General features: G+C 54.6%; 16 protein-coding genes and 1 tRNA gene. 10 read left to right on the top strand and 7 right to left on the bottom strand.

Going from position 1 to position 12,259, the window contains the following annotated elements; genetic code table 11:
• Positions 1–64 precede the first annotated feature (64 nt).
• The 3 genes from M8N44_RS01970 (at position 65) to smpB (ending at position 1,501) form a co-directional block, all read left to right on the top strand.
• Entirely contained in the window at positions 65–631 is a 567-nt protein-coding gene (locus tag M8N44_RS01970; protein WP_102728258.1) for a pseudouridine synthase, read from the top strand.
• 75 nt (positions 632–706) lie between these two features.
• Positions 707–928 carry a DNA-directed RNA polymerase subunit omega gene (locus M8N44_RS01965; RefSeq protein WP_022396626.1) on the top strand — a complete coding sequence of 74 codons (222 nt, stop codon included), beginning with the start codon at positions 707–709 and terminating at the stop codon, positions 926–928.
• Positions 929–1,042: 114 nt separating this feature from the next.
• The gene (gene smpB / locus M8N44_RS01960; protein WP_022396625.1) at positions 1,043–1,501 is read left to right on the top strand and encodes an SsrA-binding protein SmpB; all 459 of its coding nucleotides are present in this window, start codon (positions 1,043–1,045) and stop codon (positions 1,499–1,501) included.
• Positions 1,502–1,616: 115 nt separating this feature from the next.
• On the opposite strand, the gene M8N44_RS01955 is transcribed toward smpB, so the two are convergent.
• Positions 1,617–2,180: a ribonuclease H-like domain-containing protein gene (locus M8N44_RS01955; RefSeq protein ID WP_022396624.1), complete on the bottom strand. Its 564-nt coding sequence runs from the start codon at positions 2,178–2,180 to the stop codon at positions 1,617–1,619.
• Positions 2,181–2,259: 79 nt separating this feature from the next.
• Between M8N44_RS01955 and M8N44_RS01950 the strand changes: the two genes are divergently transcribed.
• Positions 2,260–2,724, top strand: coding sequence for a tRNA (cytidine(34)-2'-O)-methyltransferase (locus tag M8N44_RS01950; protein WP_102728257.1), 465 nt, complete (start codon positions 2,260–2,262; stop codon positions 2,722–2,724).
• 107 nt (positions 2,725–2,831) lie between these two features.
• Here the strand turns inward: M8N44_RS01950 and M8N44_RS01945 are convergent, their stop codons facing one another.
• The 3 genes from M8N44_RS01945 to tsaB all read right to left on the bottom strand — a co-directional run bounded on the left by M8N44_RS01945 (position 2,832) and on the right by tsaB (position 5,421).
• On the bottom strand, positions 2,832–3,446 hold the full coding sequence (locus tag M8N44_RS01945) for a DUF2238 domain-containing protein (protein WP_102728256.1): 615 nt from the start codon (positions 3,444–3,446) through the stop codon (positions 2,832–2,834).
• Positions 3,447–3,535: 89 nt separating this feature from the next.
• Complete coding sequence (locus M8N44_RS01940) at positions 3,536–4,678, bottom strand: citrate/2-methylcitrate synthase (protein ID WP_022396621.1); 1,143 nt, start codon at positions 4,676–4,678, stop codon at positions 3,536–3,538.
• A 74-nt stretch (positions 4,679–4,752) separates the two neighbouring features.
• Positions 4,753–5,421, bottom strand: a complete 669-nt coding sequence (gene tsaB / locus M8N44_RS01935) for a tRNA (adenosine(37)-N6)-threonylcarbamoyltransferase complex dimerization subunit type 1 TsaB (RefSeq protein WP_022396620.1) — start codon at positions 5,419–5,421, stop codon at positions 4,753–4,755.
• Positions 5,422–5,546: 125 nt separating this feature from the next.
• Here tsaB and M8N44_RS01930 point away from each other — a divergent pair, with 125 nt between their 5' ends.
• The 3 genes from M8N44_RS01930 (at position 5,547) to M8N44_RS01920 (ending at position 7,621) form a co-directional block, all read left to right on the top strand.
• Positions 5,547–6,455 carry a hypothetical protein gene (locus tag M8N44_RS01930; RefSeq protein ID WP_102736324.1) on the top strand — a complete coding sequence of 303 codons (909 nt, stop codon included), beginning with the start codon at positions 5,547–5,549 and terminating at the stop codon, positions 6,453–6,455.
• 80 nt (positions 6,456–6,535) lie between these two features.
• Entirely contained in the window at positions 6,536–7,057 is a 522-nt protein-coding gene (locus M8N44_RS01925) for a hypothetical protein (protein ID WP_022396618.1), read from the top strand.
• A gap of 111 nt (positions 7,058–7,168) precedes the next feature.
• Complete coding sequence (locus tag M8N44_RS01920) at positions 7,169–7,621, top strand: hypothetical protein (RefSeq protein ID WP_102726967.1); 453 nt, start codon at positions 7,169–7,171, stop codon at positions 7,619–7,621.
• A gap of 26 nt (positions 7,622–7,647) precedes the next feature.
• Here M8N44_RS01920 and M8N44_RS01915 read toward each other — a convergent pair whose 3' ends face one another.
• Together M8N44_RS01915 and M8N44_RS01910 are read right to left on the bottom strand one after the other, a co-directional pair.
• A complete protein-coding gene (locus tag M8N44_RS01915; RefSeq protein WP_022396616.1) occupies positions 7,648–8,574 on the bottom strand; it encodes a hypothetical protein in 927 nt (308 codons plus the stop codon).
• Positions 8,575–8,587: 13 nt separating this feature from the next.
• Positions 8,588–9,247 (bottom strand): hypothetical protein, encoded by a 660-nt coding sequence (locus M8N44_RS01910; RefSeq protein WP_146018135.1) that lies wholly within the window; start codon positions 9,245–9,247, stop codon positions 8,588–8,590.
• 821 nt (positions 9,248–10,068) lie between these two features.
• On the opposite strand from M8N44_RS01910, the gene M8N44_RS01905 reads away from it, so the two are divergent.
• The 3 genes from M8N44_RS01905 to M8N44_RS01895 all read left to right on the top strand — a co-directional run bounded on the left by M8N44_RS01905 (position 10,069) and on the right by M8N44_RS01895 (position 11,562).
• On the top strand, positions 10,069–10,641 hold the full coding sequence (locus M8N44_RS01905) for a hypothetical protein (RefSeq protein WP_102722525.1): 573 nt from the start codon (positions 10,069–10,071) through the stop codon (positions 10,639–10,641).
• A gap of 67 nt (positions 10,642–10,708) precedes the next feature.
• Positions 10,709–11,302, top strand: coding sequence for a hypothetical protein (locus M8N44_RS01900; protein ID WP_102728255.1), 594 nt, complete (start codon positions 10,709–10,711; stop codon positions 11,300–11,302).
• Between the two features lie 17 nt (positions 11,303–11,319).
• Complete coding sequence (locus tag M8N44_RS01895; protein WP_102726963.1) at positions 11,320–11,562, top strand: hypothetical protein; 243 nt, start codon at positions 11,320–11,322, stop codon at positions 11,560–11,562.
• A gap of 373 nt (positions 11,563–11,935) precedes the next feature.
• Here M8N44_RS01895 and M8N44_RS01890 read toward each other — a convergent pair.
• Positions 11,936–12,010, bottom strand: a tRNA-Arg gene (locus M8N44_RS01890).
• Between the last annotated feature and the right edge of the window lie 249 nt (positions 12,011–12,259).

Here is a 12,259-nt window from a genome sequence, read left to right as displayed (position 1 = left end):
AGTCAAGCCGCTTCAATTTCTCGTGCCAAAGACGGCGCCCCATGCTACGCTTGCCGCGCACGGCATGATTCTGGCGTTTAACAAACCTTACGGGGTCCTTTCCCAATTCACGCAGGAGGCTCCCCACCACCGGACACTGGCCGAATTCGGCTTTCCTGCCGGCGTGTATCCCGTCGGCAGGCTGGACGCGGATTCGGAAGGGCTGCTGCTTTTATCCGATGAGAAAGCCCTGGTGGACCGCCTCCTGAACCCCTCCAACCGGCATCCCAGAACCTACTGGAGCCAGGTGGAAGGCGTTCCGTCCGCCACGGACCTGCTTCCTCTGGAACGCGGCGGCCTCTCCATCCAGGGGTACCGCACGCTGCCCTGCCGGGTGCGCCCCATGCACGGAGAGCCGGACGTACCGCCCCGCAATCCTCCTGTCCGCTACCGCGCAGCCATTCCCACCTCATGGCTGGAATTGACGCTCGTGGAAGGAAAAAACCGCCAGGTGCGGCGCATGACCGCCGCCATCGGGTTTCCCACGCTCCGGCTCCTGCGCGTCCGGATCGGGAGGTTCACCCTGTCCGGCCTGGAACCCGGCGCGTGGAAGGAGCTGGACTCCCGTGAACGAAGGGAGCTCATGCCGTAATATAGGCTTGATTAGGGGGAGGCACAGCCTGTATATGTCTTTCCGCATCAGGAGATCCTACCTAGACCTTTTTACATGAAAGCCGAACTCGTCGAACAAGCCGCCAAAATCATTCCCGAGCCCCAGATGCTGATCAACGTGGTTTCCCGCCGCGTTGCCCAGCTCAACAATGGCCGCGCTCCCTTGGTCCCCACCACCCCCCACATGGGCAACGCGAACATTGCCCTGACGGAGATTGTTGAAGGCAAGCTCGTCTATCATGCGGAATCCGACAGTCTCCAGGAAGACAGCCAGTAAAAAGCACGTCCCCCTTATTGCCGTTCCGGCCCGGATTTCCGCACGGAACATCCCCTCTTCAACCAGGCCCCCGGCTCTTCCAGCCCGGGGCCTTTTCATCCCTCCCCTCCAGTCATGAGCTCCGACATCTCCACCAACAAGAAAGCCCGCCGGGATTACGAAATCCTGGACACCTACGAATGCGGCATGGAACTCAAGGGAACGGAGGTCAAATCCATCCGCGCCGGCAAGGTGAACATCGCCGATTCCTTCGCCAGGGTGGAAAACGGCCAGATGCTCCTGTACGGCTGCGACATCCAGCCGTGGGAAACTGCCGGAGAGTTCTTTCAGCACCAGTCGCGCCGCCCGCGCCGCCTGCTGCTCCACAAACGGGAAATTTTCAAACTGGAACAGCAGACCTCCCAAAAAGGCTGTTCCCTGGTCGCCCTCAAGCTGTACTGGAAAAACGGCAAGGTAAAACTGGCGCTGGGCCTTGGCAAAGGCAAGACCCACCGCGACCAGCGCTATGACCTGAAGGCCCGCGTGGAAATGCGGGAAGCCCAGCGGGAAGTGGCCCGCATCAACCGCCGTTAATCAACGCCGTCCGCTTCTTCCTTTCCGGAGGCCGTTCCCGTTTCCCTGCTCTCCGCTCTATATTCTGCCGGAGTGAGCGGGAACGCCCTATAGAAAAGCCGCCGCGGGAAAGGGACTATAACTTCCAATCCACGGGCAACTCCACCTGGCCGCCCTTCTTGTCGTCATAACGGATGAAACCGTGCTCCGCCCCGTACCAGTGGACATCCCGCGTCACCTTCACGTCAAAACAGCAATAGCGGGCAATATCCATCAGCAGGTCCGTATTTCCCGTCTGCACGTATTCCGCCCACCACTTGAGGGCCTGGGTGCCCACGGCCGTTTTTGAAGAGCCGATGGAAGCGGCGGCCACGGAATCCAGCTTGACGCGCACGCCGCCGCGCTGTTCGATGTCCTTGCACAAATCGAGGTTGTTCGTGATGTCGATCATATTCCACATCGTATAGCGCTGGAGCACGCCGTAGTCGAAATGCTCGTGGTTGTACCCTACCACCAGGTCGGCCTGGCGAAGCTGCAGGATAAGGTCGTCCACCATCTCCTCGGAATAAATCGTGTATTTGCCGGAAGCTGTGGAATAAGTCACGCCCACGGAAACGCGCATGTCGGCCGTATTGTGCCAGCCGCCCACCTCCGCTGCGGAATGACGGGTTTCCAAGTCAAAATACACGATGTCTCTCATCGGAGGAAACGTACATTATTTGCCACTTTTGGACAAGTCCCACTTGAACGGAAGGCGCGTTTGTGGTGAAAATAGGCTCATGCAGCCCCGTTTCCACATCGTCATGTTCCATCCGGAAATTCCGCATAACACGGGGGCTGCGGGGCGGCTGGCTCTGGCAACGGGATCCAGGCTCCACCTGAGCCGGCCACTGGGGTTCAGCCTGGATGAAAAGCACGTGCGGCGCACGGGACTGGACTACTGGGCCAAAGTGGACCTGCATGTCTGGGACAGCCTGGAGGAGTTAAAACAGGCGGCAGATCCCTCCGCGCGGTTCTGGTACCTGAGCACCAAGGCGCACCGCTCCCACTGGGAGGCGGATTTCCGGGAGGGGGATTACCTGGTCTTCGGCCCGGAATCCCGCGGACTGCCGGAAAGCATGCTGAAGGAACACGCGGGCACCGCCCTGACCATTCCCATGCCCGGAGAAGGCTCCCGCAGCCTGAACCTCTCCACCGCCGTGGCGATTGTCCTCTATGAAGGATTGCGCCAGCTCGGCATCTGACACGGAGACCGGAGCAATCCTTCTTGCCGCCCCGGTCACGACAGGCCACGGGCATGAATGGACTTCCCGGCAACGGCAGCGGTCCAATCAGAAATGGAAGGCGCTCCCTAGCCAGGAGAAGAAGCGGTCTCCGCGCCCTTCCGCCGCCAGGGGCGCACCAGATAAAAGAGAATCAGGGAGGCGACAGCGCCGCAGGTATCGCAGAACATGTCTTTCTGGGCGTCCCATATATCGCCCTGGGAGCCGAGAAAATCATTCGCGTCATTCCCGCCCACAATGACCGCATACTGCCATTCAATGATTTCATACGCCGCGGCTACAGCCATCACGAAAAAGAGGCCGAAAATCCCCGCCAGCACTTTCCCCGCATATTGCTTGCGCACCAGATACTCCGCTACGGGAAACGCATAAAACCCCACCGTAAAATGGGCCACCCGGTCAAACGGGTTCCGGTGGGCTCCCACCAGCTCCCGGAACCACTCGAAAGGCACTTCCGCAAACGTGTAATGCGCCCCCACCGTATGGCAGGCCAGCCAGAAAAACATCAGCGTGTAGGACCAGTTGCTGAAACGGAATCTCCGGAACCCGGTCGCCAGGAGGACGACCGCCAGCGCCACGGGAATCACCTCCGCCACCCAGACGGAACGGGAAGAAGGGGAAATGCCAAGGGCAATGAACAGCACGGCGAATACCGCCAGCAGGTAGAAGGGATAATTTTTCATGAGGGAGAAAGGAGAAGCAGAAAAGCGCGGGAGCCGACACAGGAAAGGCGCCGGAGATAATCTCCGGCGCCTTTTCCGTTAAAAAACTTTTACCGCATGTCAATGGTAGGCACCGGAATGCGGTCCTTGGGGCCCGTATAAAGGGTCAGGGGCCTGTACAGCGTATTGTCCTCCATCTGTTCCAGCACCTGGGCCACCCAGCCGCAGCAGCGGGCAATGGAGAAAATGGCGGTGAACAGCCTAGTGGGAATGCCGATGCTGTAATAAACCGTGGCGGAATAAAAATCCACATTGGCATTCAGCCCCTTGCGTTCCCGGACAAGTTTGGCGATGCGTTCCGACATGCGGATCCACTTGGGTTCCCCGATCCGGGAGGAAAGGCGGATGGCCATGCGGCGCAGATGCGGAGCGCGGGGATCCAGCACACGGTACACGCGGTGGCCCATGCCCATGATCTTTTCCTTCCGCGCCAGTTTGTCCTCAATGTAGGAATCCACCTTGTCCTCCGTACCTATTTCCTTGAGCATTTCAATCACGCCTTCATTGGCGCCCCCGTGAAGCGGCCCTTTCAACGTGCCGATGGCCGCCGTGATGGCGGAATACATGTCTGAAAGAGTGGCGATGCAGACGCGCGCCGCAAAGGTGGAGGCATTCATGCCGTGGTCGGCATGCAGGATGTAGGCCACGTCCAGAATGTGGGCTTCATCCCGGTTCGGCTCCTCCCCTTTCAGCAGCCACAGGAAATGTTCCGCCTCATTCAGATCCTCCCGCACGGGGGGAAGATCCAGCCCCTGGCACAGACGGTAATAGTACGCCACCATCACGGGCACCTTGGCGATGAGGCTGAGGCCTATCTCTTTCAACTGGCCGGAATCCTTCGTCCGGTCGTCATACATGCCGAGCATGGAAACCGCTGTCCGGAGGGCGGACATGGGCCGGGCGGACTTGGTGGCCGTTTTAAAGAAATCCAGAATGGGCTGGGGAAGGTCGCGGTCGGAACGGAGGCGCTTCTTGATGCCCTCCAGCTCATCCCGGTTGGGCAGCCGCTTGTTGAGAAGCAGGTAAATCACTTCTTCAAAACAGCACATCTCCACCAGGTCATCAATATCGTAGCCCAGATACAGCAGACGCCCTTCCTCACCGCGCACATCACTCAAGGCAGATTCATTAGCTATGATTCCTTTTAAACCTTTGGGATATGTGTGTCGTGCGGAAAAAGTGTCATTGCTCATGTTTTAAAAAATGCTACTAGTGATGAAGATTACCGATTAAAAGTCTAACAATCTTCCAGAAAGTCAAACCTTAATTACGCCTTCACGGCCCACGCGGGGCGTTTGGCGCAGGTGATGTGGGGCGCCCTTACATACAGCGGTTCCGCCGGACCTTCCAAAAGTTCCTCCCTGCGGCCCGCGGCCAGGGACTGCCATGCGACTCCCAGAGCCTCTGCATGCGGGTACACGGGAACGCCCCCCGTCATTTCCCGGGCTGCCAGAGTTTCCGCCGTTTCCGTGGAATAAACGGGCACGCCATTTTCCAGGCATTCCGCCATGCGGGCGCGGGCCTGCTCTGCGGGCAGCACTTCCGGAGCGGCCGCCAGAATGCCGTTTTCCAGCCTTCCCCAGGTCCAGCCGCCGCGCCGGGCGTCGGACATCACGCAGGCCTTCCCGTCGTGAATGCCCAGTCCGTTCCAGGAGGAAAACGCCGCCACGCGGGAACCGTGCACCAGGGAAAGGCCGTCCGCCACGGCAAGAGCCACGCGGATTCCCCCGTAGGCGCCGGGCCCGGAACCGACCACAATTTCCTTTAAACACCGTCCTTCCAGGGCATCCAGCGCCTGGCGCACCGCCTCAAAGATGGCGGAGGAATGGTTGCGTTCAGCTCTCCATTCCACCCGGCACAGCAGTTCCTTTCCGCCCCATGCCGCGGCGGAAGACTGCGCGCAGGAAGTTTCCAGAACCAGCAGAGCATCTTGCATGCGGTGGATTATACAGGAAGTTCCGGCGCGCATAAAACATTTTTTCCCCCGCTTTCCGGAAGCAGCAAATTTGGTTCGCATTTATGCGGAAGTCCCCTTATGCTGGCCTTGCACTTCACCACCGCATGCCCAAGGCACCCAGACACACACCGCCGCGCCAGGACTGGCGCCGGTATGCAGAAACCGCCCGGAAGCCGCGCTCCACGGCAAGCCTTGGCGACATGATGAGGCAATGCAACCGTGACGCCTGGGACAAGACCTACCGCGCCCAGGTCACCTCCGAATGCTGGGAGGACGAATGCCAGGAATTCACCTTCATGGACCTTCCGCGCAAAACCCGGTTCGTCAGGCACGCCGTAGCCACCCTTCTTCTGCTCCCGCTGGCCCTGATTACGGCCATGTCCCTGTGCGACCAGCTCGCCCACGCTTCCGGCAGTCTCAACATCCTCTTCTCCATCCCCGTATGGTACGCCCTGATGGGGGCGGCCGTGTGGGTGGTGCTGGGCAGCAGCAGGCTGTTCACCTCATCCCTGCTGTACCTGTACGTGCTGGGCCATGAACTGACTCACGTGCTGGCGGTCTTTTGCAGCCGCGGCTCCATCCATGCCTTCAAGGCGGATCTGGACGGGGGATACATCCAGACGGATAAAAACAACCTCTTCATCTCCCTTTCTCCCTATTTTCTGCCTCTTTGGGCCATGCTGTGGGGGCTGGTCTGGGGGATGGCGTACCTCTTCTGGCCCACGGTCACCTGCCAGGCCCTTCTTTACTCCGGCCTGGGCTTCTGGTGGTGCTTCCACCTGTTCTGGACGGCATGGATCATCCCCAAGGACCAGCCGGACCTGGCGGACAACGGAACCTTCTTCTCCCTAATCCTTGTTTACTTTGCCAACCTGCTTCTCTTCCTGGTGCTGCTGCGCCTGTTCAACGCCGTAAGCCTGCACCGCTTTTTGACGGACTGCGTCCACAATGCGGAAAGGCTGTGGGACGCCCTCAGGGACCTCCTCATGCTGGCGGCCGGCTTGTTCCTGTGAAAAATATTCTTTTCCTTACCGGCAAGGATGAACGGCAGAAGGTGAAAAGGAATCCAACCTTTCAGCAAAAAGGAGATTCCATGCAAGCCACACACTTCATTACCCTGACCATGGCCGCCGTTTCCCTGATGGGCTGCAACCCCAAGGAAACCGTGAATGCCCTCACCTCCGATCAAAACGTCACCCAGCAGATGGCCGTGAGATTCGCGGAAAACATGGTAGGCCTCCCGCGGGCACTCGTCGTCTCGGATGCCAGAAAAGCGGCGCCAGGCGATAAAGTCACCGTCAAGGGAGCCGTACTGGGGGATGAACCCGTTTTCTCAAAAAATATTGCCTCCTTCACCATCGGGGATCCGGCCCAGCTCCTGGCCAACATGAAGGAGCGCGGAGTGTGGTCCACCGGAACGGTGCCGGTGGAAATACGGAAAAACAACACGATGACCGTTCAATTTGTGGATGACCAGGGCCAGCCCATCAAACACTCCGCCAAAGGTGTGAACGGGCTGAAGGAACGTGACGCCGTCATCATTACCGGAACCATTGATCCTCATTCCACTCCTGAAAATCCGGTGCTGAACATTGAAAGCATCGTGATTGAATAGCAACCCTTCTGTGCCAAACCCTGATTCATGTCAAACGGTTCGGGCGTCTTGCGCCTGAACCGTTTTTCGTATCAGGATGCGCGCATGGGATTTGATCCAGCATCTTTGGGAATGATAACACTGGCCGCCACTTCGGCGGCAGCGGGCGCGGCCTCCGCGTCCGCCCAGAAAAAAAGTGCAGAAGCCACCAGGCAGGCGGCGGATGCAAACGCCGCCACCCTCAGGAACGAGGCGGACCTCCAGAAACAGACGGGCGTGGAAAATGCCAAACGCATGCAGCAGGACGCCACACGGCAAATGGGCGACGCCCGCCTGGACGCCGCCCAGTCCTCCCTGCTCCGGGATGGTTCCGTGCCGGTCAGGGAACAGGCCCTGGCGACGCGCCTGCAAACCCGGATTCAGGATGAAGCGGCGGCAGCCATGAGGAATGCCCAGTCCCTGTACAACCGGGCGAACATGGAACAGTACATGGGCCGCGCCAATGCAAGAGCCCAGAAAACCGCCGCGGCAGGCACCCTGCTCTCCGGATTCGCCCAGGGAGGCAACGCCCTTCTCAAATGGTGAGGCAATCGGCGATAGCTGGAGACCAATCAGCGGGAACCGGAATCTGCCTGAGGAACCTCCGCAGGCGCCGGAAGGACTTCCGGCACCACGCCGCCTATCCCTATTTTGATATTCACGGGAACCGGCCTGATGCGGGAGGCCCCCTGGTACAGGGCGGCCACTTCTACAAACCGGGGCGATTTCCTGAACAGGAAGGACTTCCCCCTGTATTCATTATAAGAATGGTCGCAGGTAGGGACAGGCTTCAATCTTGCGCCTTTCACATCGTGAAACACAAAATCCTCCGCCCGGAACATCTTCTCCGAATACACCTCGGAATACACCATGAACTTCCATTCCTCCCCCGGTTCGTTCGCCGGCGCATGACGGCTGCGCCCCGTCTGCCTGGTCACTTTCAGCGTCACCGTCTCCAGCTTGGACATGTCGGCTACCTCCACCCGGTTATTCTCCAGGGCTCTCCGCACGGCAATAGGGTCCGGCACCGGAATGGAAACTCCGCTCTCCTTCAATTCCACCATCCCGAAATCCAGAGACTCCAGCCCCTGGCACAAAGGGAGAAAAAGAGTGCCGCTCACCTGAATCCAGCGGGCTCCCGGAGAAGGAACATCCTTTAAATTAAGGCTCACGTTTACCCGCCTCAAGCTCTTGTCCTCAATAACCCCTTCCCATAGACGGACGGAGCGCACCCTCAGACGCACGCCATTGGAATCGACAGCCGTCAATTCCTGTTCCGGCTGTTCCGGAGCCAGCATTTCAGAACCGGGAAACACGCAATACAGCACGATGCCTGTCTTGGTGAAATTAAAAGGCTCCCCCCTCACCAGTCCCATGGAAGACAGCCCGATGACGGGGCCCTTCAAGCTGGTGCCGGAATAAGAAGCGCTCTTGATGGGAACATCCGCCGCCATCAGCGTTCCCGCACACCAGCAGGCGATTGTGACAAACCATTTCATCTGCTTATTCGGACTAACAGCCGGGAATGGCAGCCCCTCCCAGGCCGATCTTCATATCTACGGGCACCTTGCGGAACATGCGCTTATTCCAATAGGAAACCACCACGCGCAAGGAGCGGCAGCGGGCGGAAACACGGTAATCCTTCCCCCACATGCGCATCTTCCTGCCCCGGCTGTTCAAATCGCCGCGGCCTTTCAGGGGAAGCCCGTTTTCCTCCCTGACACTCATGGAATTGAAATAAAAATCACTCCTTCCCTCCACCTTCAGATTCCAGCGGTTAAAGTTTTTTTCCAGCGTAAGGGCCACCTTGTCCTTCCGCGGCTTTTCAAGAGGCAATTCCACCCTGGTTCCTTCCTCCAGCAGAGGCAGGACTACAGCGGGCAGCTCCACCAGGTCATCAGCAAAAGCGCACAAAAGAAATCCCCGGAGGCGCACCCACTCCGCACCGGGATCAGGGCGCTGGATAGCGACGGCAAACCAGACGGGATCACCGTGTCCCACGCCGGACGCCTTGGTTGCATCGGCGGAAACCCTGTAAATCTTCAGGCTTCTTCCCGTTGAATCCGTGCAGACAAGCTCTTCCGGGGCCTCTTCATAAAAAACGGGGCCCCCAAGCTGATCTTCATAAACGCATGACATCCCCAGCAGCAACTGGGGAATAATTTTGGTCACAGGATCTTCCACCAGAATTCTCAGGAAGGACAAATGCAGCGCCGCATCCCGGAGCAACGGAACATTCGTTGAAGCAACAGCGGGATGGATAGCTGAACACACGAGAAAGAGACACGCGGAAAAACACTTCATGGAGGTAGCGACGGGGGCAATCTAACAAACACTAACGTCTGCGCAAGGAAAAAGGAACGCTTTGAAAACAAGCTGGACATAGCGACCACTCAGTATTCCTGCTTTCCCGCCGCTCTCCGTGGTTTTCCTTTCCTCCATCCACTATTCATAAAAAAACATGGTAAAATGGAAATCTGCTCAAATAACAAGGAAATAAAATTACTTTAAAAAATATAGCCAAATCCAGAATTGCTATATATTCACATCATATAAGTGCTGAAAGCCCTCCCCATTTCAAGAGAGTGTAAATCCCGGATAGAGTCCAACCTTGTCAAGTTGACTTCGCGCGTTCCAGCTCTATAAGTCATTTTATCCATTCTAACCTTTAAGATCTTTTAATCCAACGCCATGAGAACAGAGAAATATTTTATGATTGCCTTCGCCTGTGCCCTTATGAACGTCATAGACGTTCATGCAGAAAACAGGATGCTGGAAATCACATCCCAAACAGAAAACCCATCAGCTGATTGTATCATTAAAAAATTGAATAAAAAAAGGATAAGGGGCGAAAAGAAATAGGCATAGGAGAAATTGTAACACTGACACTAACACGCAAAGGAGGCAAGCCATTGAATAAGAATACGAAGGTTACCTGGACTAAGAAGGGAAAAGGAGCAACGTTAAATGGACGCGGAACCACTGCAACCTTGATGGCTGACTTGATCATGGAAAATAATAATGTTACCGTCAAAGCAGAAGCTGAGGATTTTCCTCCGGCAGAAATTACTTTTAACCTTAAAAAACCTACTCGTTTAACAGGAAAAAAAGGAGAAGAATACAGCAATCAATCAAATATTGGGTTCGGCATTACTGGGTACATTATCATTACTGTACATCCAACGTCCGTTAGCTTTTCCAACTGTGGTATTATAGAGAAAGATGGGGGTACCGTCCTTGACCCAAAAGAACCTCCGCCATTTAAACTTAACGACCATGATCCCGGCAATAAGGGAGATCCTCCTAATTTGCGCAATGAATTAGATGACCACGTAACTTTGGTTATGTTATTTAACACCATTGCCAAATTAAACGGAACGTGCAAATGGACATGGTTATCCAATTATGAAGCAACTCAAATTAAGAAGCGTATTGAACAAATCCAACAGACATTTACCGTCACACGGACAAATGATCCTGAATTCCCGAAACAGAAAAACTGTTCCGGAACCATTACAAAATTCAAAGTCCCTTTTTCGGTAAAGGCTATAGAACAAATATTATAAATTTTTATATAAAATGATAAATATATTAATATCAATTGGAATTTTCATTTTTTCCATCTATCCTACTATGGCAAAAATACAATTATTTGATGCCAGCCTCGTCAAACCTGATTCTCTTGAGGTTTTAAAAAACGCTCAGACATCAGCATCAACATTAAAAAAACTTCTTGATAAAGGTCAATCAGAAGAATTTTTCAAGGAAGCAGCCATGGAGCTCGAACGCATCAGGAAGTCTACAGGAGAAAATGAATTTCCAAGTGAAGAAATTCGTAACAATATCCCTTGGATTCTTTATTTTATCGCCAATACACCTCTTCTTACCATAGATTCAGCCGATCAGGCAAGGCGCACTATAAACAGCCGCGACGCAGATCTTTATCTTAAGGAGGAAGCCCTGGAAATGCTCGCCATTTCCACTTATCGCGACCTTTTTCCCGATGATAAAGCATCAAGAGAATCGATGGCATCCTACGGGGCTGCCATTATGCGTGACTTCCTCAACGGCACTAAATCAAAATCCTACTCGGACGAACCGGTATTCGTTTCTGATAAAGAAGCAAAAGCCACGCTGAAGAAAAACATTGAAATCATGGAAAACGCATTTTCTAAAATTGCTCAAATCCAAAAAAAGGAACAGGACCGGAAACAGAAAAAAAGATAAATGACGTCTCTAAAGACATGAACAAACGGATTCATGACAACGACCAGCAATTCAAGGATTACACCGTTGTAAGCAACACGCAAACTTCCCGAAACCTTCTGCTAAAGAACATTATTGAACGCTCGGAGAAGAATTTCATGATTCTTCTTACTAATTTATTTCCCGGCAAAAAAACAGAGATTCGTAAATATATCAAGATGGCAGGATATTCCGACCAAGAGATTCATCAATTTATCGATCGCACCTTGAAAAAAGATTGAAAGGCCAAATTGCTTGATAGAACACTTGGCACTCGAAACTAAAATCAATCCGGAGTTAGTGTCAAATTACTTGCCTTAATCAATTCATTACAAAAGCTTTCGTTTTTTCGGATGGGCCACCATTGAGAATGGCGGGTATTCTCTCCGTTTTTACCTGCTGTTCCCTGCAACGCACAACGCAACAAGCCAAGCATGGTTTCTCTTCTTCCACTCAGCCATCATGATGGAGAAATTGCGGGCATGTCTTGTGAAAAGTACAAAATGTACCCTTGAATGTAGCTCGACCCAGAAGATCAGAGATGCATTAGGGGAATGCAATAAATAAAAATCCTTGCATTTTCAATACTTACGCAAGGTATTAGAAGGATTTAGGTGGCGTCCCCGGCAGGAATCGAACCTGCATCTAGTCTTTAGGAGAGACCCGTTCTATCCATTGAACTACGGGGACCGGACATTGTCCGTGCAGGACAATAAACGGGAAGGTTTCCCCGCTCAAGCAAAAAGCAGGGCAATTACTCCATGAACCTTGATTTTGAAGCATTTTTTTCCTAGAACCGTTTTCGTGAGTTTTTTCCCAACTGCTTGTTTTCTCTCTGTTCTCTGCGTTTCCCTGACCGGATACGGCCATTGTCATGACAGCCTGCCGGACGCAAGGCCGGCCATACGCGCCATGTACCGGCCCGCCCCAACCCCGGAT

This window comes from Akkermansia massiliensis, assembly GCF_023516715.1.
Lineage (GTDB): Bacteria > Verrucomicrobiota > Verrucomicrobiia > Verrucomicrobiales > Akkermansiaceae > Akkermansia > Akkermansia massiliensis.
The sequence above is the reverse complement of the archived record's forward strand: the minus strand, read 5'-3'. Positions and strand labels throughout refer to the sequence as shown.